We start from the raw sequence: 24910 nt of genomic DNA, 5'->3' as shown, positions 1-24910 counted from the left end.
GACGCTGAGCCACAGACCGCTCAGCGATCCCCACCCGGCGCGCTCCCCTCGCTTGCCTTCTGGCACGAGGGGTTTTTTGTTGCCCAGCCTCCCCACCTCAGCTTCACACCCTCAGCATCGAGAAGAGAATGACGATGACCGAGCAGGCCACCGGGGCCCATCCGCAGCCGCGGCCCCGATCCGGAGGACAGCAGTCCGCCCCCGAGCACGTCACGGGCGCGCAGTCCCTCATCCGCTCTCTCGAGGAGGTCGGCGCCGAGACCGTATTCGGTATCCCCGGCGGTGCCATCCTTCCGGCGTACGACCCGCTGATGGACTCCACCCGGGTGCGCCACGTCCTGGTCCGTCATGAGCAGGGCGCCGGTCACGCGGCCACCGGTTACGCGCAGGCCACCGGCAAGGTCGGCGTCTGCATGGCGACCTCGGGCCCCGGCGCCACCAACCTGGTCACCCCGATCGCGGACGCCCACATGGACTCGGTGCCGCTCGTGGCGATCACCGGGCAGGTGGCCTCCAAGGCGATCGGCACCGACGCCTTCCAGGAGGCGGACATCGTCGGCATCACCATGCCGATCACCAAGCACAACTTCCTGGTCACCAAGGCCGAGGACATCCCGCGGGTCATCGCGCAGGCGTTCCACATCGCCTCCACCGGCCGTCCGGGCCCGGTCCTGGTCGACATCGCCAAGGACGCGCTCCAGGCGAAGACGACGTTCTCCTGGCCGCCCGTCATGGACCTGCCCGGCTACCGCCCGGTGACCAAGCCGCACGCCAAGCAGATCCGCGAGGGCGCCAAGCTGATCACCCAGGCCAAGCGGCCCGTCCTCTACGTCGGCGGCGGTGTCATCAAGTCCGGCGCCACCGCCGAGCTGAAGGTCCTCGCCGAACTCACCGGAGCCCCCGTCACCACCACCCTGATGGGGCTCGGCGCATTCCCCGACAGCCACCCGCTGCACGTGGGAATGCCGGGCATGCACGGTGCGGTCACCGCCGTCACCGCGCTGCAGAAGGCCGACCTGATCGTCGCCCTCGGTACCCGCTTCGACGACCGCGTCACCGGCAAGCTGGACAGCTTCGCCCCGCACGCCAAGATCGTCCACGCCGACATCGACCCGGCCGAGATCGGCAAGAACCGCGCCGCCGACGTGCCGATCGTCGGGGACGCCCGCGAGGTCATCGCCGACCTGGTCCAGGCCGTCCAGAAGGAGCACAGCGAGGGCCACAAGGGCGACTACAGCGCCTGGTGGAAGGACCTGTCCCGCTGGCGCGAGACCTACCCGCTCGGCTACGACCTGCCCGCCGACGGCTCGCTGTCCCCGCAGCAGGTCATCGAGCGGATCGGGCAGCTCGCCCCCGAGGACACGATCTTCGCCGCGGGCGTCGGCCAGCACCAGATGTGGTCCGCGCACTTCATCCAGTACGAGAAGCCGGCCACCTGGCTGAACTCCGGCGGCGCCGGAACCATGGGCTACGCGGTCCCGGCCGCGATGGGCGCCAAGGCCGGCATGCCGGGCAACACGGTCTGGGCGATCGACGGCGACGGCTGCTTCCAGATGACCAACCAGGAACTGACCACCTGCGCCCTGAACAACATCCCGATCAAGGTCGCCATCATCAACAACGGCGCCCTCGGGATGGTCCGCCAGTGGCAGACCCTCTTCTACAACCAGCGCTACTCCAACACCGTGCTGCACAGCGGCCCCGAGGACATCAACCCGGACGCCAAGGGCACGCGCGTGCCGGACTTCGTGAAGCTGTCCGAGGCGATGGGCTGCGTGGGCCTGCGCTGCGAGCGCCCGGAGGACCTGGACAAGGTCATCGCGGAGGCCAACTCCATCAACGACCGTCCCGTCGTCGTGGACTTCATCGTCCACGAGGACGCGATGGTGTGGCCGATGGTCGCCGCCGGCACCTCCAACGACGAGATCATGGCCGCCCGGGACGTCCGCCCCGACTTCGGCGACAACGAAGACGACTGAGCGAGAGAGACGTAAAAGATCATGTCCAAGCACACGCTCTCCGTCCTGGTGGAGAACACCCCCGGCATCCTGGCCCGGATCGCCGCCCTGTTCTCCCGCCGCGGCTTCAACATCGACTCGCTCGCGGTCGGTGTGACCGAGCACCCCGAGATCTCCCGGATCACCATCGTGGTCAACGTGATCGAGGAACTGCCGCTGGAGCAGGTGACCAAGCAGCTCAACAAGCTCGTCAACGTGCTGAAGATCGTCGAGCTGGAGGCCGGTTCCGCCGTTCAGCGCGAACTCGTTCTGGTGAAGGTGCGCGCCGACAACGAGACGCGCTCCCAGATCGTCGAGATCGTCCAGCTGTTCCGCGCCAAGACCGTCGACGTCTCCCCGGAGGCCGTCACGATCGAGGCCACCGGCAGCAGCGACAAGCTGTCCGCGATGCTGAAGATGCTGGAGCCGTTCGGCATCAAGGAACTGGTCCAGTCCGGCACGATCGCGATCGGCCGCGGCTCGCGCTCGATCACGGACCGTTCGCTGCGCGCACTCGACCGCAGCGCGTAAGGCGGTGCGCGGGCGGCCCCGGCCGCCCGTATGCCGAGACCCCGAAACTTCATCCCAGTCCGCCGTCATACGGTGGGGCGCAACACCTGCACACCAAGGAGAGAACCCAAAGTGGCCGAGCTGTTCTACGACGCCGACGCCGACCTGTCCATCATCCAGGGCCGCAAGGTCGCGGTCATCGGTTACGGCAGCCAGGGCCACGCCCACGCGCTGTCGCTCCGTGACTCGGGTGTCGACGTGCGTGTCGGTCTGCACGAGGGCTCCAAGTCCAAGGCCAAGGCCGAGGAGCAGGGCCTGCGCGTGGTGACGCCCTCCGAGGCCGCCGCCGAGGCCGACGTCATCATGATCCTGGTCCCGGACCCGATCCAGGCCCAGGTCTACGAGGAGTCCATCAAGGACAACCTGAACGACGGCGACGCGCTGTTCTTCGGCCACGGCCTGAACATCCGCTTCGACTTCATCAAGCCCCCGGCGAACGTCGACGTCTGCATGGTCGCCCCCAAGGGCCCGGGTCACCTGGTCCGCCGGCAGTACGAGGAGGGCCGCGGCGTTCCGTGCATCGCGGCCGTCGAGCAGGACGCGTCGGGCAACGCCTTCGCGCTCGCGCTGTCGTACGCCAAGGGCATCGGCGGCACCCGCGCCGGCGTCATCAAGACGACCTTCACCGAGGAGACCGAGACCGACCTGTTCGGTGAGCAGGCCGTTCTCTGCGGTGGTACGGCCGCGCTGGTCAAGGCCGGTTTCGAGACGCTGACCGAAGCCGGCTACCAGCCGGAGATCGCGTACTTCGAGTGCCTGCACGAGCTGAAGCTCATCGTCGACCTCATGTACGAGGGCGGCCTGGAGAAGATGCGCTGGTCGATCTCCGAGACCGCCGAGTGGGGCGACTACGTCACCGGCCCGCGGATCATCACCGACTCCACCAAGGCCGAGATGAAGAAGATCCTCGCCGAGATCCAGGACGGCACCTTCGCCCGTGAGTGGATGGCCGAGTACCACGGCGGTCTGAAGAAGTACAACGAGTACAAGCAGCAGGACTCCGAGCACCTGCTGGAGACCACCGGCAAGCAGCTGCGCAAGCTGATGAGCTGGGTCGACGAGGAGGCGTAAGCCTCGCGTGACGGGCCGGAGCGAGTCCGCTCCGGCCCCGTTGTCCAACCCGTCGCATCACGGACGGGTGATCCTTCCGCAGAGGCGCAAGACGACCTCCGCCGCGCCACTACACTGGCGCACAACATACGCGTCAGGCCCACAGCGTCGTGCGTCTTCCACGCGGCCAGTACCCTCCACCGCCTGCGGCCGTCGGGACGGCCGTCCGCACGCAATGGACTTGTGAGGACTCACGTGAGCTCGAAACCCGTCGTACTCATCGCTGAAGAGCTGTCGCCCGCGACTGTGGACGCGCTCGGCCCGGACTTCGAGATCCGGCACTGCAACGGAGCGGATCGAGCCGAACTGCTCCCGGCCATCGCCGACGTCGACGCGATCCTGATCCGCTCCGCCACCAAGGTGGACGCCGAGGCCATCGCGGCCGCGCACAAGCTGAAGGTCGTCGCACGAGCCGGCGTCGGCCTGGACAACGTCGACGTCTCCGCCGCCACCAAGGCCGGCGTGATGGTCGTCAACGCCCCCACCTCCAACATCGTGACCGCCGCCGAGCTCGCCTGCGGTCTCCTCGTCGCCACCGCCCGCCACATCCCGCAGGCCAACGCCGCGCTGAAGAACGGCGAGTGGAAGCGCAGCAAGTACACGGGCGTGGAGCTCGCCGAGAAGACCCTCGGTGTCGTCGGTCTCGGCCGCATCGGCGCGCTCGTCGCCCAGCGCATGTCCGGGTTCGGCATGAAGGTCGTCGCCTACGACCCCTACATCCAGCCCGCCCGCGCCGCCCAGATGGGCGTCAAGGTGCTGTCGCTGGACGAGCTGCTCGAGGTCTCCGACTTCATCACCGTGCACCTGCCCAAGACCCCCGAGACCGTCGGCCTCATCGGCGACGAGGCGCTGCGCAAGGTCAAGCCGAGCGTGCGGATCGTCAACGCCGCGCGCGGCGGGATCGTCGACGAGGAGGCGCTGTACTCCGCCCTCAAGGAGGGCCGGGTCGCCGGTGCCGGTCTCGACGTGTACGCGAAGGAGCCCTGCACGGACTCCCCGCTGTTCGAGTTCGACCAGGTCGTCGCCACCCCGCACCTCGGCGCCTCCACCGACGAAGCCCAGGAGAAGGCCGGTATCGCCGTCGCCCGCTCGGTGCGCCTTGCGCTCGCCGGCGAGCTCGTGCCGGACGCGGTGAACGTCCAGGGCGGTGTCATCGCCGAGGACGTCAAGCCGGGCCTGCCGCTCGCCGAGCGCCTCGGCCGTATCTTCACCGCGCTCGCCGGTGAGGTCGCGGTCCGCCTCGACGTCGAGGTGTACGGCGAGATCACCCAGCACGATGTGAAGGTGCTGGAGCTCAGCGCCCTCAAGGGTGTCTTCGAGGACGTCGTCGCCGAGACCGTCTCGTACGTCAACGCCCCGCTGTTCGCGCAGGAGCGCGGTGTCGAGGTGCGGCTGACGACCAGCTCGGAGTCGGCCGACCACCGCAACGTCGTCACCGTGCGCGGCACGCTCGGCAGCGGCGAGGAGGTGTCGGTCTCCGGCACGCTGGCCGGTCCGAAGCACCTCCAGAAGATCGTCGCCGTCGGGGAGTACGACGTCGACCTGGCCCTCGCCGACCACATGGTCGTCCTCAAGTACGAGGACCGTCCCGGTGTCGTCGGCACGGTGGGCCGGATCTTCGGCGAGGCCGGGATCAACATCGCCGGTATGCAGGTCTCGCGTGCGATCGCCGGTGGCGAGGCGCTGGCCGTCCTCACCGTCGACGACACCGTGCCCGCGGGTGTGCTGACCGAGGTCGCCGAGGAGATCGGCGCGACGTCCGCTCGCGCGGTGAACCTGGTCTGACCTTTCACGACAGGAGGCTGGGCGGACCGAGAACCCTCGGTCCGCCCAGCCTTTTCTCATGCCTCAGGCGTGTGACCTCTCCGGTTCCGGCGCCTCCGTCCGTACCTCGACTCCCCGCAGCGTTATCGCCGCCAGTACCGCCGCTCCCGCCAGCAGCACCGCCCCCGCGATCGCAGCCCCCTGCATGCCGTGCGTGAACGCCTCCCGGGCCGCCGTGGCCAGGCCCGGTACCCGGTCCGCGATCGCCAGCGCCCCGCCCAGCGTCTCGCGGGCCGGGTCCGGCGCGGAGGACGGGATCTCGTGACGGTAGATCGCCGTACCGATGGAGCCGAGGACCGCCATCCCGAGGGCGCCGCCGAACTCCGCGGCCGTCTCCATCAGCGAGGACGCCGAGCCCGCCCGCTCCACGGGGGCGCTGCTCAGGGCCAGGTCCGTGATCAGGGAGATGACCACGACGACCCCGCAGGCCAGGACACCGCACGCGACCAGGACCAGCCACAGGGAGTCCGTGCCCGCGAGTGCCAGCAGGGCATAGCCGGCCGCGCCGATCGCGAAGCCCGCGGTGACGACGTAGGCGCGGTTGACGCCCTTCTGGACCAGCGCGGTCGCGGTCGGGGCGGCCGCGCCGATGGGCACGGAGGGCAGCAGCGCCCACAGGGCCGCCTCCAGCGCGCTCTTGCCGAGCACCGACTGCAGGTACTGCGTGGTGAAGAACGCCGAGCCCATCATGGCGAACGACGAGATCAGGTTGAGCGCCACGGAGGGGGCGAAGCCGTGGCCACGGAACAGCGCGGGGTCGATCATCGGTGAGGCCGTGGTGCGCTGGCGGTGCACGAAGAGGGCGACGAAGAGCAGACCCACGGTGATCGAGACGACGTACCCGACGTGCCAGCCCTCGGACGGGATCTCTTTCAGGCCGTAGACGACGGGCAGGACGGCGGCCATCGACAGCGGGACGCTCGGCCAGTCGAAGCGGCCGGGTGCGGGGTCCCTCGACTCGGGGAGCAGGAACGGGCCGAGGAGCAGCAGCAGGGCCATCGCGGGCAGGTTGACCAGGAAGATCGAGCCCCACCAGAAGTACTCGACCAGCACTCCGCTCATCACCGAGCCGAGGGCGATGCCGGCCGTCATCATGCCGGACCAGATGCCGATCGCCTTCGCGCGCTGGCCGGAGTCGGTGAACATCGTGCGGATCAGGGCCATCGTCGACGGCATCAGGGTCGCGCCGCCGAGGCCGAGCAGCGCGCGGGCCGCGATCAGCATCTCGGCGCTGTGGGCGTACGCCGCGGCGAGGGAGGCCGCGCTGAAGGCGACCGCGCCGATCAGCAGCAGCCTGCGGCGGCCGATGCGGTCGCCCAGGGAGCCCATCGTCATCAGCAGGCCGGCCAGGACGAAGCCGTAGATGTCGAAGATCCACAGCTGTTGGGTGCCGCTCGGTTCCAGGTCCGCGCTGATCGCCGGGATGGCGAAGTAGAGGACGGAGACGTCCATCGAGACCAGGAGCAGCGGGAGCATCAGGACGCCGAGTGCGGTCCATTCGCGGCGGCCGGCCAGGGAACCGGCGGGAGTCGGGTTCGTCATGCCAGCGACTATACGAGCGTCTTAAACGCTTGTCTATGACGTTTGTATAAATCGCTCGTCTAGATAGGCTGGGCCCATGGGACATCGCGAGGATCTGCTCGAAGGCGCCAAGCGCTGCCTGCTGGAGAAGGGGTTCCTGCGGACGACCGCGCGGGACATCGTCAAGGAGTCGGGGACGAACCTGGCGTCCATCGGCTATCACTACGGGTCGAAGGACGCGCTGCTGGGGCAGGCCTACATCGCGCTGGTGGACGAGATGTCCTTCGAGGGGGGTGAGGGATTCGCCGCCGCACCCGGCTCGCTGGAGCGCTTCCGGGAGGTGTGGGCCAACATCGTCGACACCATGCGCGGGCCCGGCTCGATGTGGCGGCTCAGCCTGGAGATCATGGGCATGGGCGACCAACTGCCCGAAGTGCGCGACCAGTTGGTCCGTGCGCAGCGCGAGGGCGGGCGCGGCCTGGTCTCCATGCTCATGGGCATGCCGGAGGAGGAGGTCACGGACGAGACCGCCGACACCCTCGGCCGGTTCTATCTGGCGCTGATGACCGGACTCATCGGCCAGTGGGCCTTCGACCCCAAGAGCGCGCCCGACGCGGACACCCTCACCGAGGGCCTGCGCCAGGTCATCGAGGCCGCCACGCGCACGTGACGCGCCCTTCCCGCGTGTCCGGCCCCCGGCCCGCGAAGTGCCGTACGGCCGGGCGGTCGTGGCGGATGGACAGGTACCCGGGGCGCAGTCCGTCCCGAAGGTCGGCGGAAGAGTGAGGAGGCCGGCCCGCGCAGAGGTGTCCAGCGCCGACACCGACTCGTCCAGGACCAGAAGTCGGGGCTCGCACGCCAACGCCCGTGCGGTGCAGACGCGTTGGCGCTGGCCGCGGAAGAGCTCGTGCGGCAGCCGGTGGCCGTACGACGGGTCCAGGTCGACCTGGTCGAGGAGGTCGGCGATCGCGGTGGCCGTGGGCTTGTGCCCCCTGAGCGAGCCGTAGGGGTCCTGGAGGGCCGGCTGCATCGGGGGCCAGGGCCGGTGCGGGGCTCGCGGGCCGGCGGACCGGCGGTGCGGGGCGGAGGTGCGGCCCGGCGGGGGAGGTGCGAGGAGGCGGGTCCAGCGCGGCCGCGGCGAGGGTGTGTGTCTCGCGACGGGCCCATGCGGCTTACCGACCTTGCGGCGGCGGCGAGTTGGGTGCCGACCGGGTGGACGGGGGACAGGGCGCAGAGGGCGTCCTGCGGGACCGGGCGAGGGTGTTGTCGGGGTCGGTCATCAGCAGGGGTGCGGGGCCGGTCACCCGCCGAACGTGGTGGTCACGGTGGTGCTATCCGACCGGTCGGAGACTGTGGCCGACAGCCCTTACAGCCGCGCCCCCTTGAGCGCCATGTGCAGCAACAGCCGGTCCTCCCCCTCGTCCAGGTCCAGGCCCGTGAGCTGTTCCACGCGGGAGAGGCGGTAGTAGAGGGTCTGGCGGTGGATGCCCAGTTCCGCCGCGGTGCGGGCGGCCTGGCCCGCGCAGTCGAGGTAGGTCTCCGCGGTGCGGGCCAGTTCGCGGTGGGCGGGGGAGAGGAGGGGGCTCACGGCGGGGTCGTGGGCCGCCTCCGGGGGGAGGGCGGTCAGCAGGCGGTACGGGCCGATGCGGGACCACTGCGCGACCGGGCCGAGCCGGGGTTCCGCAAGCGCGGCCCGCGCAGCGGCCGACGCCTCCTGCCAGGCGGGGGCCAGTTCCGCCAGGCCCACCCGCGCGGCGGCCACCCCGGCGGCGACCGGGGCCGGCCCGCCCTCCTCCGGTCCGCCGCCGCCCATGCCCCGCGCCCGCTCCAGCAACCGGGCCGCCGCGGAGTTCGCCGGGGTCGGCGTGTCCGTCGCCCGCAGCCGTACCAGCAGCGCCAGCGACTGGGCCGAGACACCCCACGGCACCGTGCACGAGGCCGTCGTATGCGGGACCGTTCGGGCCGACGGGGAGTCCTCCGGGTCGGCGGACGGCCACGGGGCGACGCACACCACGGCGTACGGGCCGTCACCGCGGGACCCCAGTGCCGTGCGCAGGGCCGCCACCGCCATGTCGGCCTGCCAGCCGCGCTCGGCGGTCAGCACCGCCCGCAGCTCCCGGCTCAGGTCGGCCCCGTGCTGCGCCTCGTCCGCGAGCAGGGCCCCGATCCGGGCGGTCACCCGCATGGCCGCGTCCAGCTGCGGGCCGGTCGGCCCGGGGTCGGATTCCAGGAGCCAGACGTAACCGAGGACGACCCCGCGATGGCGTACGGGCAGACAGATACGCCCCCGGTAGACCCCCGCCTCCGGGGTCGGCGGAATCCGCACCGGGCCGGAGGCCCGCGTGATGCCGAAGCCCTCGAACCACGTCCGGACCGCGGCCGTGGAACGCCGGGTCAGGATCGAGCGGGTGCGCACCGGGTCCAGCGCCGACGGGTCGAGGTCGCCCTCACTGTCGTACGCGCCGAAGGCGATCAGCTCGAAGTCGCGGTTCTCCAGGGTCGCCGGGACGCCCAGGAGCTCCGAGATCTCGTCGACCAGCTCCTGGTAGTCACCTTTGTAGTCCCCAGTCACTCGGGCATTCTCGCGCAAAAACACCGCCCTTCATACATCTGTCTGAGATCTGCGGCACGGATGCGTGACAGCTGTCGATGGCCGACGATCGGAGGGATCCTTAGGTTTCACGGTGGTTCTATCTGCTGGTTTGTGGAGGTGCCCCGTGCTGGGTCCCGTGATTCTTGCCGCGTCGCGCAGCGACCGGATGCGACGCCTGATCTCGGCGGCCCCGGTCACCAAGCAGGTGGTCGACCGCTTCATCCCCGGTGAGACCGTCGACGAGATCGTCCCGATCATCCAGGAGCTCACCGCGCGGGGCCTGGAGCTGACCATGGACGTGGTCGGCGAGGACATCACCACACCCGAGCAGGCGGAGGCCGCGCGGGACGCCTACCTCGCGCTCGTCGAGCGGCTCAGGACACTCGACCTGGGTACCAGGGCCGAGATGTCCGTGAAGCTGTCGATGTTCGGGCAGGCCCTGGACGGCGGCCACGAGCTCGCGCTCGCCAACGTCCGGCCCGTCGTCGAGGCCGCCGCCGCCATCGGTACGACCGTCACGCTCGACGCCGAGGACCACACCACCCTCGACTCGATGTTCGCCATCCACGAGGAACTGCGCAGGGACTTCCCGCAGACCGGCTGCGTCATCCAGGCCTACCTCTTCCGCACCGAGGCCGACGCCCGCCGGCTCGCCGAGGCGGGCAGCCGGGTGCGACTCGTGAAGGGCGCGTACAAGGAGCCCGCCGAGGTCGCCTACCAGCAGAAACACGAGATCGACAAGGCGTACGTCCGGGTCCTGCGCATCCTCATGGAGGGCGAGGGGTACCCGATGGTCGGCTCCCACGACCCGCGCCTGATCTCCATCGCCCAGGAACTCGCCCGGCAGGCGGGCCGCAAGCCCGACGAGTACGAGTTCCAGATGCTCTACGGCATCCGCGGCGACGAACACCTGCGCCTGGCCGCCGAAGGCCACCGCATGCGCGTCTACACCGCCTACGGCACCGACTGGTACGGCTACTTCATGCGGCGGCTCGCGGAGAAGCCGGCGAACCTGCGTTTCTTCGTCCGCAGCATGATCAGCAAGGGCTGAGCCCGAACACCCGCTCAAGTTCAAGGAGTTACGGATCTCATGGACGCTGTGACCCAGGTCCCCACCCCCGTCAACGAGCCGGTGCACGGCTACGCCCCCGGCTCGCCCGAGCGGGCCCGGCTGGAGGTGAAGCTCAAGGAGCTGGCCGAGAACCCGGTCGACCTGCCGATGACCATCGGCGGTGAGAAGCGGCTGGGCGGCGGCGAGCCCTTCCAGGTCGTGCAGCCGCACAACCACAAGGCCGTCCTCGGCACCCTGCGCAACGCCACCCAGCAGGACGCCCGGGACGCCATCGACGCGGCGCTCGCCGCCGCCCCCGCCTGGCGCGCGATGTCCTTCGACGACCGTGCCGCGATCATCCTGCGCGCCGCCGAACTGCTCGCGGGACCCTGGCGCGAGACGCTGGCCGCCTCCACCATGCTCGGCCAGTCCAAGACCGCCCAGCAGGCCGAGATCGACACGCCCTGCGAGCTGGTCGACTTCTGGCGCTTCAACGTCAAGTACGCCCGTGACCTGCTCGCCGAGCAGCCCCCGGCCAACGCCCCGGGTGTCTGGAACCGCCTCGACCACCGTCCGCTAGAAGGCTTCGTCTACGCGATCACGCCGTTCAACTTCACGGCGATCGCGGGCAACCTGCCCACCGCGCCCGCGCTCATGGGCAACGTCGTGGTGTGGAAGCCGTCCCCGACGCAGACCCACGCCGCCGTGCTGCTGATGCAGCTCCTGGAGGAGGCGGGTCTGCCCAAGGGCGTCATCAACCTCGTCACCGGCGACGGCATCGCGGTCTCCGAGGTCGCCCTGGAGCACCGGGACCTCGCGGGCATCCACTTCACCGGCTCCACCAAGACCTTCCAGCACCTGTGGAAGACGGTCGGCGCCAACATCGAGAAGTACCGCACCTACCCGCGCCTGGTCGGTGAGACCGGCGGCAAGGACTTCGTCGTCGCCCACCCGAGCGCCGACCGCGCGATCCTCAAGACCGCGCTGACCCGCGGTGCCTTCGAGTACCAGGGCCAGAAGTGCTCGGCGACCTCCCGGGCCTACGTCCCGGCGTCGATCTGGAACAGCGGTTTCCGCGAGGAGTTCGCCGCCGAGGTCGACGGCATCACCATGGGTGATGTCACCGACCTCTCGAACTTCATCGGCGCGGTCATCGACGAGCGCGCCTTCGCCAAGAACAAGGCCGCCATCGACCGCGCGAAGTCGGACCCGACCTGCACGATCGTGGCGGGCGGCTCCTACGACGACTCGGTCGGCTATTTCGTCCGCCCGACCGTCGTCGAGTGCACGGACCCGGAGAACGAGGTCTTCACGACCGAGTACTTCGGCCCGTTCCTCGCGGTCCACGTCTACGAGGACGAGAAGTACGAGGAGATGCTGACCCAGATGGAGTCGGCGTCCGACTACGCCCTGACCGGCTCGGTGATCTCGGGCGACCGCGCGGCGACCGCGTACACGATGGAGAAGCTGCGCTACGCGGCCGGCAACTTCTACGTCAACGACAAGTCGACCGGTGCCGTCGTCGGCCAGCAGCCCTTCGGCGGCGGCCGTGCCTCGGGCACCAACGACAAGGCCGGCGCCCCGCAGAACCTCCAGCGCTGGACCCTGACCCGTGCCATCAAGGAGACCCTGGTCCCGCCGACCGACTACCCGTACCCGCACATGGGCTGACGGGACACCAGTCACAGGAAGGGGCCGGGCTGCTGCCCGGCCCCTTCGTCACGTCCCGCCACGGCTCCGAAGGACCGCGCGCCTCAGCGAAACCGCAGGTCAGCGCAGTGTGACCCACTCCACCGTCTCAGATAGTAGGAAGTCCGAGTAATTGTGGAGACAGACCGGCTGTCCTCCCTTAGCTTTGTAGGAGCCGAACGTCTCGCTCGATCAAGCGAATGGCGGTCGTGAGCCGGGCCCCGCGCAGGCAACCCCTGCGGCCCGACGCTCCCCGCCCCTTCCGGCGTCTCGTAGTCCCCTTTCCCGGATCTTCCGGAATACGAAGGAGTCGATTTCTCATGGCCGAGACGACCGCCCGCCGTCGAGTCCGTCACACCTCCCGTACCAGCGAGTCCGACCGCAAGAACGCGGCCGCAGCACTGCAGCGCGCCCTCGACCGCCGTGACAACGGCGGCTCGACCGGTCACTGACCGGTCCCCCGATGCCGGGAGCCGCACCCGTGAGAGGTGTGGCGCGGGCCCGTCAGGCCCCGCGCCGCACCTCGAAACGGTCGATGCGCTCCCCGCTCTGCGCGAGCGCCGACACCGTCAGCCGCGGCCTGGACCCGCTCTCCACCTCCACCGAGAGCAGCGAGAACCCGCGGTAGCGCACCCGTGACCACTCCACGGTCTCCTGGTGGGGCTGCTTCGACTTCGTCCACCGGAAGGTCTCGACGGACTCGTGGTCGTGCACGCGGCCCTCGTAGCTCTCCTTCACACCGGAGGGGAAGCCGTACAGGTCGCGGCCGCCCCCGCCGGCCGTGACGTACACGATCCCGTCCCGCGTCGGGTCGGTGGCCCCGCCGACCGGCACCGACCGGCCGACCTCGCCGCCGCGGATCGCGTCCGTGCGCTCGTACACATGGTTGTGTCCGTTGATCACCAGGTCCACCTGGTGCTTCTCGAACAGCGGCAGCCACTCCGCACGCACCCCGCCGTCGGAGGCGTGCGAGGACGTCGAGTACGCGCAGTGGTGGAAGTAGACGACGACGAAGTCGATACCCCGGGCCGCCCGCAGTTCCCCCAGCCTCCGGTCCAGCCAGGCCGTCTGCTTCCCGTCCGTGTAGCCGAAGTTGGCGGGGATCTCGTACGACACGTCGTTCGCGTCCAGGGCCACGACGCCGAGGTTGCCGTACGTGAAGGAGTACACGCCCGGCGCCGCACGCGGGTCGAAGCCGCTCTCCGGGAGGGACCAGCGGGCGAGCTGGCCGCCGTAGCCGTCGGGGGAGTACCAGGCCTCCATGTCGTGGTTGCCGGTGGTGACCATCCAGGGCACGCTCCGCGCGACCTGTTCGTTCTGCTTGAGGAACAGGTCCCAGAAGGCCGGGTCGTACCCGTCGGACTTCGCCCCCTGGCCGTTGGCGTCGGCGTAGCAGATGTCGCCCGCGTGCAGGTGGAAGGCGGGCTTCTGGCGCAGCAGGAGGTTGTCGTTGGCGGCCGCGGCGGTGCCGACCCCCTGGTCGCCGAAGGCCGTGAAGACGAACCTCTCCGGGCTCGCCGGCGCGGTGCGGAAGCTGCTGATGGTCGAGCGGCGGCCCGCGTCCGCCGGGTCGAAGCCGTCGTGACCGACGCCGTAGTAGTACGTGGTGCCGGGGCGCAGCCCGTCCAGGGCCGCGTGCAGGTAGTACTGGTCGAGAGCGAGACGTACGCCGGTCTGCCCCGGGGTGTGCAGGTCGCGGAGCTCGGCCCCGATCCTGCGGCTCAGGTCGTCGGGCCGGAGGCCGACGCGGACGTAGGGCCTTCGCACCGCGAGCGGGACCTGCCACGAGATCCGCATCTGGGTCCTCGGATCGGCGCCGAAGGCGAGATGGCGGCCGAAGGGGGAGACGGCGGAACCGTGCACCGCGGTCGTGGGCGAGGCGGGGGCGGCCGGACCGGCGGTGGACGTCCCCTCGGCGGAGCAGCCGGTGAGCAGCCCGCCGGCGACCGCGCCCGCCGTCACCAGCGTGCGGCGCCGGGACAGCCTGGTCCGCAGGTACTCGTGCTGCTCGGCCATGCTCATCCGGCGCGCGAGCCGGGGCGGAATGCCGAAGTCGGGGAGGTCCATGCCGGTGAAGTTCCCAGCGGATCCCAACGGCCGCCATACCTAAGGGTGAACGGGAGTCGAAGGGCTGACACCCACCCGGCCGACATGTCCGCATCGCGGACGGTCGATGTCATCCCATGGGACGAGGAGTAGGGTTCCCGCATGTCTCGCAGCATCAATCTCGCAGTGATTCCCGGTGACGGCATCGGCCAGGAGGTCGTGGCCGAAGGTCTCAAGGTCCTCTCCGCCGTCCTTCCGCAGGATGTGAAGCTGGAGACCAAGGACTTCGACTTCGGTGCCCGGCGCTACCACGCCACCGGTGAGACCCTCACCGACGCCGACCTCGACGCGCTGAAGCAGCACGACGCGATCCTGCTGGGCGCCATCGGCGACCCGTCGGTCCCCTCCGGGGTGCTGGAGCGCGGCTTCCTCCTCAAGCTCCGCTTCGCCTTCGACCACCACGTGAACCTGCGCCCGTCGAAGCTGCTCCCCGGTGTCGACACGCCCCTCAAGGGCGAGCCGGCCATCGACTTCGTGGTCGTCCGCGAGGGCACCGAGGGCCCCTACACCGGCAACGGCGGCACCATCCGCAAGGGCACCGAGCACGAGGTCGCCACCGAGGTCTCCGTGAACACGGCCTTCGGTGTCGAGCGCGTGGTCCGCGACGCCTTCGCCCGCGCCCAGGCCCGCCCCCGCAAGAAGCTCACGCTGGTCCACAAGAACAACGTGCTGACCTTCGCCGGACACCTCTGGACGAACATCTTCACCAAGGTGGCCGCGGAGTTCCCCGAGGTCACCACCGACTACATCCACGTGGACGCGGCGACCATCTACCTGGTCACCGACCCGGCCCGGTTCGACGTGATCGTCACCGACAACCTCTTCGGCGACATCATCACCGACCTCGCCGCGGCCGTCTCCGGCGGCATCGGCGTCGCCGCCTCCGGGAACATCAACCCGAGCGGCGAGTTCCCGTCCATGTTCGAGCCCGTCCACGGCTCGGCCCCGGACATCGCCGGCCAGGGCAAGGCCGACCCCACCGCCACGGTCCTGTCCGTCGCCCTGCTCCTGCGCCACCTCGGCTACGAGAGCGAGGCCGCCCGGATCGAGGAGGCGGTCTCCGCCGACCTCGCCGAGCGCACCGGCAAGCCCGCCCGCAGCACCGCCGAGATCGGCGACGCGCTGGCCGTACGAGTAGCCGGCTGACCGGGCGGATCACTCGAATAGCATTCGAAGCCGCCGGGTCACTCGCACCCGGCGGCTTTCGCATGTCCCCCGCCGGGTGTCACCATCATCCCCTGGGTCGCATTTCACGCCGTTTCTTCCCCGGCTCCCCGCTTGCGATAATCGAACGTGGAGCCGCGGAATGAGGGAATGCTCGGACGTCCTAGCACTGGTCACTGACAGTACAAGGGCGTGAGCGCGGCCCGTCACTACACAACCGGTGAAGGACAACCACTCATGACGACGCCCACGATCGAGCTCAAGCCCTCCGCCAGCCCGCTCTCCGCCGCCGAGCGCGAGGCGATCCTGGCCAACCCCGGGTTCGGCCGCCACTTCACCGACCACATGGTGACGATCAAGTGGACCGAGGGGCGCGGCTGGCACGACGCGCAGCTCGTCCCGTACGGCCCGATCTCCCTCGACCCCTCCACCCACGTCCTGCACTACGGACAGGAGATCTTCGAGGGTCTCAAGGCGTTCCGCCAGGCCGACGGCTCGGTCGCCGTGTTCCGCCCCGAGGCCAACGCGCGCCGCTTCCGCAACTCCGCCCGCCGGATGGCGATGGCCGAGCTGCCCGAGGAGCTGTTCATCGAGGCCCTGGACGCGCTGATCGGCCAGGACGCGGACTGGGTCCCGCCGCACGGCGGCGAGGAGTCCCTGTACCTGCGCCCGTTCATGTTCGCCACGGAGGCCGCGCTCGGCGTCCACCCGGCCAACGAGTACCTCTTCATGCTGATCGCCTCCCCGTCGGGCGCCTACTTCGCCGGGGGCGTCAAGCCGGTCACCATCTGGGTCTCCGAGGACTACGTCCGCGCGGTCCCCGGCGGCACGGGTGACGCCAAGACCGGCGGCAACTACGCGGCCTCCCTCCTCCCGCAGGCCGAGGCGGCCGCCAACGGCTGCGACCAGGTCGTCTATCTCGACGCGGTGACCCGCACCAAGGTCGAGGAGTCCGGCAGCATGAACATCGCCTTCGTCTACGGCGACCGGATCGTCACCCCGTCGCTCACGGGCTCCATCCTTGAGGGCATCACCCGCGACTCCCTCCTCCAGGTCGCCCGGGACCTCGGCTACACCGCCGAGGAGGGTGTCATCACCCTGGACCAGTGGCGCGCCGACGCGGCCTCCGGGGCCCTCACCGAGGTCTTCGCCTGCGGCACCGCGGCGGTCGTCACGCCGATCGGCCACGTCAAGACGAAGAAGGACGCCTGGACCCACGGCGACGGCACGCCCGGCGAGGTCACCCTGAAGCTGCGCGAGGCCCTGCTCGGCCTCCAGCGCGGGCTCAGGGAGGACAAGCACGGCTGGATGCACAAGCTGGGCTGACCTCCGCGGACGTCTCACGGGCCCGCTCGGACATGTTCCGGGCGGGCCCGTTCTGCGTTCGCGCGCCTTGTTTGAGCGCCGCTCGATGTGATCCGGTCCACTGACGCCGACCTGTTGCTGAATCTGCTCCCTCGTTTAGAGTGCTGCTCTAAAGGAGGGAACGACATGCGGCTGACACCCACCGAACGCGACCGGCTGCTGCTCTTCGGGGCCGCCGAGCTGGCCCGGGCGCGCAGAGCCCGCGGGCTGCGGCTGAACGTCCCGGAGGCGACCGCGCTCGTCGCGGACACCGTGTGCGAGGCGGCCCGGGACGGGGTCCGGCTGGCCGAGGCCGTCGAGCGCGCCCGGTCGGTGCTCGGCCCCGACGACGTCCTGCCCGGGGTCGCGGACGTCGTCACCGAGGTGCATGTCGAGGCGGTCTTCGAGGACGGTTCGCGGCTCGCGGTCGTCACCGACCCGATCGGCGGCGGGCTCGGCGAGCGGGCCCCCGGCGCGCTGCTGCCGGGCCCCGCACACGCCGAGCCCGAGGCGGCCGTACGGCTGACGGTCACCAACACCGCCGGCGTGCCCGTCTCCGTCACCTCCCACTTCCACTTCTTCGAGGCCAACCCGCGCCTCGACTTCCCCCGAGCGAAGGCCTACGGCATGCGGCTCGCGGTGCCCGCCGGCTCGTCGGTGCGGTTCGGGCCGGGGGAGTCGGGCGAGGTCGGCCTGGTACCGATCGGCGGGGCCCGGGTGGCCGTGGGATTCGCCGGCCTGGTCGACGGGCCGCTGGACGCGCCCGGGGCCCGCGAGGAAGCGCTGCGGCGGGCTGCGGCCTGCGGCTATCTGGGCGCGGGGGACGGCCGGACCGACGTGCCCGGAACATCCGGCGAGGAGGCCGTCCGATGAGCCGCCCCGGAGCCCACCCCGCCGAGGCCCGGCGCCTCACGCCCCATGAGTACGCCGCCACCCACGGCCCCCGCGCCGGCGACCGCGTGCGCCTCGGTGACTCCGGGCTGGTGATCCGGGTCGAGCAGGACTCCCAGCGCTACGGCGACGAGTTCCTCGCGGGGTTCGGCAAGACCGCCCGTGACGGGCTGCACCTGAAGGCCGCCGCCGTGCGGGAGACCTGTGACGTCGTCGTCAGCAACGTCGTCGTGATCGACGCCGTGCAGGGCATCCGGAAGGTCTCGATCGGCATCCGCGAAGGGCGGATCTGCTCGATCGGACGGGCCGGGAACCCCGACACCCTCGACGGGGTGGACGTCGTCGTCGGCACTGGCACCTCCATCGTGTCCGGCGAGGGGCTGATCGCCACCGCCGGGGCCGTCGACACCCACGTCCATCTGTTGTCCCCGCGGATCATGGAGGCCTCGCTGGCGTCCGGGGTGACCACGATCATCGGGCAGGAGTTCGGGCCGGTGTGGGGGGTCGGGGTCAACTCGCCCTGGGCGCTGGGACACGCCTTCGGCGCGTTCGACGCCTGGCCGGTCAACATCGGCTTCCTGGGCCGAGGTTCCTCCTCGGCCCAGACCCCCCTGGTCGAGGCGCTGGCCGAAGGCGGGGCGAGCGGATTCAAGGTGCACGAGGACATGGGCGCCCACACCCGCGCGCTGGACACCGCGCTTCGGGTGGCCGAGGAGCACGACGTCCAAGTCGCCCTGCACAGCGACGGGTTGAACGAGTGCCTGTCCGTCGAGGACACCCTGAGCGTGCTGGAGGGCCGCACGATCCACGCCTTCCACATCGAGGGCTGCGGCGGCGGACACGTGCCGAACGTGCTGAAGATGGCCGGAGTCCCGCACGTCATCGGCTCCTCCACCAACCCCACCCTGCCCTTCGGCCGGGACGCCGTCGCCGAGCACTACGGCATGATCGTCTCCGTCCACGACCTCAAGACCGACCTGCCCGGCGACGCGGCCATGGCCCGCGACCGTATCCGCGCCGGGACCATGGGTGCCGAGGACGTGCTGCACGACCTCGGAGCGATCGGCATCACCTCCTCCGACGCGCAGGGCATGGGACGGGCCGGGGAGACGGTCCGCCGTACCTTCGCGATGGCCGGGAAGATGAAGGCCGAGTTCGGAGCGCCCGAGGAGCACGACAACGAGCGCGTGCTGCGCTACATCGCCAAGCTGACCATCAACCCGGCCGTGGCCCACGGACTTGCGCACGAGGTCGGCTCCATCGAGGTCGGCAAGCTGGCCGACCTCGTGCTGTGGCGGCCGGAGTACTTCGGCGCCAAGCCGCAACTCGTCCTGAAGTCCGGCTTCCCGGCCTACGGCGTGGTCGGCGACCCCGGTGCGGCCACCGACACCTGTGAACCCCTCGTCCTGGGACCGCAGTTCGGCGCGCACGGCGCCACCCCCGCCGAGATCTCCGTCGCCTTCGTCGCCCAGGCGGCCCTCGACCAGGGCAACGACCGGCTGCCGAGCCGCAGGAGAAGGGTCGCCGTGCGCGGCACCCGCGGCATTGGACCGGCCGACCTGCGCCTCAACTCCCGTACCGGAGCGGTGGACGTGGACCCGCGCACCGGCCTGGTGACGCTGGACGGAGAGCCCCTCGCCTCCGCACCCGCCGACTCGGTCGCCCTCAACCGTCTGTACTTCCTCTAGGACCCGCAGGATTCCCGATGACCTACCGCATGCCGCCCGAATGGGCCCCGCACGAACGCACCTGGATGGCCTGGCCCGGCCCCAACCCGACCTTCACCGACGACGGGGAACTGGCCGCGGCCCGGGCCGCCTGGGCGTCCGTGGCCCGCGCGGTGCGCCGCTTCGAGCCGGTGACGATGGTGCACGGGCCCGGCCACGCCGAGTCCGCGCGCGAACTGCTCGGCCCGGACGTCGAGTTGGTGGAGCGCGAGCTGGACGACGCCTGGATGCGCGACATCGGCCCGACGTTCGTCAAGGACAAGAACGGCCGACTGGCCGCCGTGGACTGGGTGTTCAACGGCTGGGGCGGCCAGGACTGGGCCCGCTGGGAGCACGACGCGAAGATCGCCCGCCAGGTCGCCGACCTCGCCGGGGTCCCGGTGCTGAGCAGCCCGCTGGTCAACGAGGGCGGCGCGATCCATGTCGACGGCGAGGGCACCGTCCTGCTCACCGACACCGTCCAGCTCGGCACCGGGCGCAACCCCGGCTGGACCCGTGAGCAGGTCGAGGCGGAGATCCACGCCAGGCTCGGCACCACCCGGGCCATCTGGCTCCCGCGCGGCCTGACCGGCGACTACGGCCCGTACGGCACCCAGGGCCACGTCGACATCGTCGCCGCCTTCGCCCGCCCGGGGGTCGTCCTGGCCCACGTCCAGCCGGACCCGGCGCACCCGGACCACGAGGTGACCCGGGAGGTCGTCGGCCTGCTGAAGGCGGCGACCGACGCGCGGGGCCGCCGCCTGGAGGTCGTCGAGGTGCCCGCGCCGACCGTCCTGGAGGCCGACGGGCACTGGGTCGACTACTCGTACATCAACCACTACCTGTGCAACGGCGGCGTCGTGCTCTGCGGCTTCGACGACCCGCGTGACGAGCTCGCGGCCGGCATCTTCCGGCGGCTGTTCCCCGAGCGCACGGTCACGCTGGTGGACGCCCGTACGATCTTTGCGGGCGGTGGCGGCATCCACTGCATCACCCAGCAGCAGCCGAGGATCTAGGACGAGGAGCAGCGCATGGCCGGTGGGCGCAGACAGGCCCCGCCCCGTGAGGAGGTCCTCGCCGCGGCCATGGAGATGATCGCCGAACGCGGCCTGGAGAAGCTCACCATGGCCGCGCTCGGCCGCGAGGTCGGCATGAGCAGCGGCCATCTCCTCTACTACTTCCGCTCCAAGGACGAACTGCTGCTCCAGACCCTGGAGTGGAGCGAGGGGCGGCTCGGCGCCGAGCGCGCCCGGCTCCTCACCCGCACGGCGACCGCCCGTGCACGGCTCGACGCGTACGTCGACCTGTACGTGCCCGACGGCCACCGCGACCCGCACTGGACCCTGTGGCTGGAGGTCTGGAACCGCTCGCAGAACGCCGACGACGAGGCCCGCGCACGCCAGGCCGCGATCGAGGGCGCCTGGCACCGCGACCTGGTCGCGCTGCTCGCGGAGGGGGTCTCGCGGGGGGAGTTCCGGGCCGTGGACCCGGACCGCTTCGCGACCCGGCTGCGGGCCCTCCTGGACGGCTTCTCCATCCACGTGGCGATCGGGCTGCGCGGCACGGACCGGGGGACGATTCTCGGCCACGTACGGGAGTTCCTCGACGACGGCCTCCTCGCGGACGCGTGACCTTCCGCCCGGGTTGTACGCAATAAGGCCGATTGACCCTGTGGCCGGCGGTGCGTTTGCCTCGTGAGGAGCCCTCGGCGCGGGGCCGGGGGCAATGCGTCCACGGGGATCACAGGGGGGAACATGTCCAGAGCCGCAGTGTGCCTATTAGGCGCGGGCCCGCTCGCCGCGTTCACCGGAACCACCGTCACCACCGCGACCCGGCTCGTCCCCGGTGACACCCACGGTGTGCACGACGTCTTCCAGTGGAGGTCCCGCTGATGTCGCGCACCTCAAGAGCCCTGCTGGGGGCGGCAGTCGTCCTCATGCTGGCCGGTACGACAGCCCAGGCCCAGGCCCAGACCCGGACCGAGACCCAGGCCGCCCCCGGGAAACCCCGCACCGAGCGGGTGAGCACGGCGGCCGACGGCAGCCAGGCCGACGGGCCGTCGGGCGACTCCGCGATCAGCGCCGACGGCCTTACCGTCGCGTTCGTGTCCAGCGCGGCGAGCTTCGGCTGCGGGCACTTCACCCCGTGCCTGCTGGTCAAGGACGTGACCGGGGGCGGGGTCACCAGGATCGACCTCGGCGAGGGCTACACCTACGGCTCACCGGCGCCGAGCGCCGACGGCGGCCGGATCGCCTTCACGGCGGGCACCCGCTTCCTCGCCCCCTACCTGTACGACCGCGCCACCGGCCGCGCGGAGAAGCTGTGGCCCCAGGACCCGCCCGGGCGCAACGAGTTGGGCCGCGCGCAGTCCGTCAGCCCCGACGGCGCGCACGTCGCGTACACCATCGGCAACCGCAACGGCGACGCGAACGCCCGTCTGCTGTACGTCCGTGACACGGCCACCGGCACCGACGCCCTGATCTCGCCGGCCGAGGAGGGCGACAAGAACGGGGCCTCGGTGAGCGGCGACGGCACCCGGGTCGCGTACGGCCTGCGCGCCGACAGCGAGCAGGATCCCGCCGACATCTACGTCAGGGACCGGACGACCGGCGAGCGGACCCAGGTCGACACCGGCCTCGGAGCCGCCTACCTGGTCCGCATCACCGCGGACGGCCGCCGGGTCCTCTTCCACGCCGAGGGCGGACTGTACGTCCACGACCTGCGCACGGGCACGTCTCGGCGGGTGGCCGACGGGATCCCCGGCCCGGTCACGGCGGACGGCCGGTACGCCGTCGTCGCCGGCGAGGACGGCACGCGCGTGCGTGACCTGCGCACCGGGGCCCGCGGGGCCGCCCTGCCGCGGGACGCGCAGGTGCTGGACGACGGGCTGGCCGCCAAGGGCCGTGCGGTGGCGTTCAGTTCGTCGGCCTCCCACCTGGTGCCCGGCGACACCAACGCGGAGTCCGACGTGTTCGTCTTCTCGGGCGCCCTGCGGAGGAACCCGGCACCGATGCCGTCCGTCACCGAGCGCATCGCCAGGCCCGCCGGGGCGTCCCACGACCCGGTGATGGGGGAGAACAAGGTGGTCTCCTTCACGTCGGGGGGCGATGTGTTCGTGAGCACCCCCGGCTGGTTCTCGCAGGTCAACAACGACACCCAGAAACCCTCGTCCGAGGGCACGCCCTGCTACAGCGGCCGCATGGTCGGCTACGCGGCCCCCCTGGCCGACGGCGGCCCGGGCGTCCACGTCCGCAACCGCGCGGTCGGCAAGCTCACCAGTCTGGGCTCCTACCAGGGCGTCCGCTTCACCTGGATGGGGCAGCCCGTGGTGAACCCCACCTGCCAGTGGCTCACCTACGCGGCGACCCTGCCCGCCACCGACACCGACCCGGATCCGCAACCGCGCGTGTACCGCTTCAAGTTCAACGGCGGCGACACCGACGTGGTCAGCGCGCCCTCCGGCGAGGCCGCGGGCCATCCGTCCATCGACTACTCCGGCCGGTACGTCGCCTTCGAGCAGGGCGGTGCCGTGTACGTCCGTGACCTGGACACCGGCGCCCTGGAGAAGGCCGCGGCGCACGCGACGGCCCCCTCGCTCGGCGCGGACGGCCGCAAGCTCGCCTACCAGCAGGGCCGCACGTCCGCCGTCCGCGACCTCGACACCGGCACCACGACCCGGGTCGGGGGCACCGAGCCCTCGCTGTCGGGAGACGGCACCCGGGTGGCGTACACCTCGGGCCGGTCCGTGTACGCGATCGAACTCGCCACGGGGAAGCGTCAGTTGGTCAGCGTCGACCGCTGGGGCGGCCGCAACGACCGGCCGGCCGGGCATCCGTCGGTGAACGCCGACGGCACGGTCGTCGCGTTCGAGTCGGCGTCACCCGATCTGGTGGAGGGGGACACCAACGGGGTCGCGGACGTGTTCCTGCGGACAGTGCAATGACAACAACCGGACTACCGGGCACGGGGGAACATCCATGCACGGCAAGAAGCTCCTGACAGCCGCGGTCCTGGCCGCCCTCACCGCCGGGGCCCTCACGGGTCCCGCGGCGGGCGCCGCCCCCAGGGCCGCGTACACCGAGCCGGTCAGCGTCACCCCGGAGGGAAAGGCGGGCAACGGCGTCACGCGCACCGCGGTCATCAGCCGCAACGGCCGTCACCTCGCCCTGACTTCGGACGCCGAGGACCTGGACCCCCAGGTGGCGCACGCCAGCATGTACCTGCGCGACCCGCACACCGGCAAGCTCCGCTTCGCGGGCTTCGGGGGGCTGGTGGCGGTCCTGAACGACGGCCGCTACGTCTACGCCGAGTACGGCCCGCAGTCCGCGGAGCTGTGGATCGCCGCCCTCGACTCGGGCCGGCGGATCGGGTTCGGCATCGAGGTCCCCGAGGGCTTCACCGGGCAGCCCGCCGAGATCTCCGTCAGCCCCAACGGCCGCTACGCCGTCTACACCCTCCAGGACACCGCCGAGCACACCGGAGTCGTCTTCCTGCGCGACCGCGTCAAGGGCACCACCGAGCGGATCAGCCACCCCAGGCCGACCTGGGAGCCGCGCAACGCCTCCCAGCCGACGGTCAGCGACGACGGGCGCCGGATCGTCTACCAGTACACCTACGCGAACGGCCCGCGCGGCGACGACTGGGGCGACGTCTGGATGTACGACCGCTCGACGCGCGAGCACACCCAGGTCGACCGCTCCTACGACGGCTCGCCGACCGAGAAGGAGTCGCTGACCCCGTCCATCAGCGGCGACGGCCGTACGGTCGTCTTCGAGTCCCGGGACACCCACCTGGTCCCCGGCGACACCGACGGAAGCCGGAACGTGTTCGTGCACACCCTGCGCACCGGCACCAACCAGCGCATCCACGGCACCCAGGGCGGCCCCGGCGAGGTGTACACGCTGGGCCCGGCGATCAGCGCCGACGGCCGCTATGTCACCTTCACCTCGGAGGTGACCGAGCCCGGCAGCCGGTACGGCAAGGAGTACCCCGTCTACCTGCGGGACCTGAGGAAGGGCACGACCGCGCTCGTCACCCCCGACACCAGCGGTGGCACCGCGACGGCCGACGTCCTGCCGGGCCGGATCGCCGACGGAGCCCGCCGGATCCTCTTCCGGTCCTCCGACCCGGCACTGATCCCGGCCGGCGACGACAACGACGGGCCCGACGCCTTCGTACGGCACCTGCGATGAGCAGCACAGTGCTCGCATCCTGAGACGGAGGGTGAGCACGGGGGCGGTCTGTGCCAGACTGCCCCCGTGCTCTCGTTCGCCACGATTATTGGCAGCAGGCGCGCCGGTCCGCAGTGACCACCACGTACGACCAGGTACGGGTGGACACCGTC

General features: G+C 70.9%; 19 protein-coding genes and 1 pseudogene. 16 read left to right on the top strand and 4 right to left on the bottom strand.

Annotation, left to right across the window (positions count from 1 at the left end):
* The first annotated feature begins 134 nt into the window (after positions 1-134).
* The 4 genes from AQI94_RS39810 to serA all read left to right on the top strand — a co-directional run bounded on the left by AQI94_RS39810 (position 135) and on the right by serA (position 5462).
* Positions 135-1979: an acetolactate synthase large subunit gene (locus AQI94_RS39810; RefSeq protein ID WP_031047106.1), complete on the top strand. Its 1845-nt coding sequence runs from the start codon at positions 135-137 to the stop codon at positions 1977-1979.
* A gap of 21 nt (positions 1980-2000) precedes the next feature.
* Positions 2001-2528, top strand: a complete 528-nt coding sequence (gene ilvN / locus AQI94_RS39805; protein WP_031047109.1) for an acetolactate synthase small subunit — start codon at positions 2001-2003, stop codon at positions 2526-2528.
* A gap of 111 nt (positions 2529-2639) precedes the next feature.
* Positions 2640-3638: a ketol-acid reductoisomerase gene (gene ilvC, locus AQI94_RS39800; RefSeq protein ID WP_031047112.1), complete on the top strand. Its 999-nt coding sequence runs from the start codon at positions 2640-2642 to the stop codon at positions 3636-3638.
* A 234-nt stretch (positions 3639-3872) separates the two neighbouring features.
* Complete coding sequence (serA, locus tag AQI94_RS39795; protein WP_007384881.1) at positions 3873-5462, top strand: phosphoglycerate dehydrogenase; 1590 nt, start codon at positions 3873-3875, stop codon at positions 5460-5462.
* 63 nt (positions 5463-5525) lie between these two features.
* On the opposite strand, the gene AQI94_RS39790 is transcribed toward serA, so the two are convergent.
* Positions 5526-7043 (bottom strand): MFS transporter, encoded by a 1518-nt coding sequence (locus tag AQI94_RS39790; RefSeq protein ID WP_031047117.1) that lies wholly within the window; start codon positions 7041-7043, stop codon positions 5526-5528.
* 76 nt (positions 7044-7119) lie between these two features.
* Here AQI94_RS39790 and AQI94_RS39785 point away from each other — a divergent pair, with 76 nt between their 5' ends.
* Positions 7120-7692: a TetR/AcrR family transcriptional regulator gene (locus tag AQI94_RS39785; RefSeq protein ID WP_031047119.1), complete on the top strand. Its 573-nt coding sequence runs from the start codon at positions 7120-7122 to the stop codon at positions 7690-7692.
* A gap of 213 nt (positions 7693-7905) precedes the next feature.
* Here the strand turns inward: AQI94_RS39785 and AQI94_RS46485 are convergent.
* Together AQI94_RS46485 and AQI94_RS39780 are read right to left on the bottom strand one after the other, a co-directional pair.
* Positions 7906-8052 (bottom strand): annotated as a pseudogene (locus AQI94_RS46485) (ATP-binding cassette domain-containing protein); the annotation flags it as partial.
* A 336-nt stretch (positions 8053-8388) separates the two neighbouring features.
* The gene (locus AQI94_RS39780) at positions 8389-9594 is read right to left on the bottom strand and encodes a PucR family transcriptional regulator (protein ID WP_062230277.1); all 1206 of its coding nucleotides are present in this window, start codon (positions 9592-9594) and stop codon (positions 8389-8391) included.
* A gap of 145 nt (positions 9595-9739) precedes the next feature.
* On the opposite strand from AQI94_RS39780, the gene AQI94_RS39775 reads away from it, so the two are divergent.
* The 3 genes from AQI94_RS39775 (at position 9740) to AQI94_RS46355 (ending at position 12807) form a co-directional block, all read left to right on the top strand.
* A complete protein-coding gene (locus AQI94_RS39775) occupies positions 9740-10666 on the top strand; it encodes a proline dehydrogenase family protein (protein WP_031050172.1) in 927 nt (308 codons plus the stop codon).
* Between the two features lie 39 nt (positions 10667-10705).
* Positions 10706-12337 (top strand): L-glutamate gamma-semialdehyde dehydrogenase, encoded by a 1632-nt coding sequence (pruA, locus tag AQI94_RS39770; RefSeq protein WP_031050175.1) that lies wholly within the window; start codon positions 10706-10708, stop codon positions 12335-12337.
* A gap of 338 nt (positions 12338-12675) precedes the next feature.
* The gene (locus tag AQI94_RS46355) at positions 12676-12807 is read left to right on the top strand and encodes a hypothetical protein (RefSeq protein WP_020121043.1); all 132 of its coding nucleotides are present in this window, start codon (positions 12676-12678) and stop codon (positions 12805-12807) included.
* A 52-nt stretch (positions 12808-12859) separates the two neighbouring features.
* Here the strand turns inward: AQI94_RS46355 and AQI94_RS39765 are convergent, their stop codons facing one another.
* Positions 12860-14422, bottom strand: coding sequence for a purple acid phosphatase family protein (locus AQI94_RS39765; protein WP_031050178.1), 1563 nt, complete (start codon positions 14420-14422; stop codon positions 12860-12862).
* 141 nt (positions 14423-14563) lie between these two features.
* Between AQI94_RS39765 and AQI94_RS39760 the strand changes: the two genes are divergently transcribed.
* The 8 genes from AQI94_RS39760 to AQI94_RS39725 all read left to right on the top strand — a co-directional run bounded on the left by AQI94_RS39760 (position 14564) and on the right by AQI94_RS39725 (position 24758).
* Complete coding sequence (locus AQI94_RS39760; protein WP_031050182.1) at positions 14564-15607, top strand: 3-isopropylmalate dehydrogenase; 1044 nt, start codon at positions 14564-14566, stop codon at positions 15605-15607.
* Between the two features lie 255 nt (positions 15608-15862).
* On the top strand, positions 15863-16951 hold the full coding sequence (locus AQI94_RS39755) for a branched-chain amino acid aminotransferase (protein WP_031050185.1): 1089 nt from the start codon (positions 15863-15865) through the stop codon (positions 16949-16951).
* A 165-nt stretch (positions 16952-17116) separates the two neighbouring features.
* Entirely contained in the window at positions 17117-17842 is a 726-nt protein-coding gene (ureA, locus tag AQI94_RS39750) for an urease subunit gamma (protein WP_062230275.1), read from the top strand.
* Positions 17839-19548: an urease subunit alpha gene (locus AQI94_RS39745; protein WP_031043888.1), complete on the top strand. Its 1710-nt coding sequence runs from the start codon at positions 17839-17841 to the stop codon at positions 19546-19548. The genes ureA and AQI94_RS39745 overlap by 4 nt, the downstream gene beginning before the upstream one ends.
* Before the next feature lie 17 nt (positions 19549-19565).
* A complete protein-coding gene (locus AQI94_RS39740) occupies positions 19566-20582 on the top strand; it encodes an agmatine deiminase family protein (protein WP_031043889.1) in 1017 nt (338 codons plus the stop codon).
* A gap of 15 nt (positions 20583-20597) precedes the next feature.
* On the top strand, positions 20598-21197 hold the full coding sequence (locus tag AQI94_RS39735) for a TetR/AcrR family transcriptional regulator (protein WP_031043891.1): 600 nt from the start codon (positions 20598-20600) through the stop codon (positions 21195-21197).
* A 260-nt stretch (positions 21198-21457) separates the two neighbouring features.
* A complete protein-coding gene (locus AQI94_RS39730) occupies positions 21458-23509 on the top strand; it encodes a PD40 domain-containing protein (protein WP_031043893.1) in 2052 nt (683 codons plus the stop codon).
* 34 nt (positions 23510-23543) lie between these two features.
* On the top strand, positions 23544-24758 hold the full coding sequence (locus AQI94_RS39725) for a TolB-like translocation protein (protein ID WP_031043903.1): 1215 nt from the start codon (positions 23544-23546) through the stop codon (positions 24756-24758).
* Positions 24759-24910: the final 152 nt, after the last annotated feature.

Source organism: Streptomyces pseudovenezuelae (assembly GCF_001513955.1).
GTDB classification, from domain to species: Bacteria; Actinomycetota; Actinomycetes; order Streptomycetales; family Streptomycetaceae; genus Streptomyces; species Streptomyces pseudovenezuelae.
The sequence above is the reverse complement of the archived record's forward strand: the minus strand, read 5'-3'. Positions and strand labels throughout refer to the sequence as shown.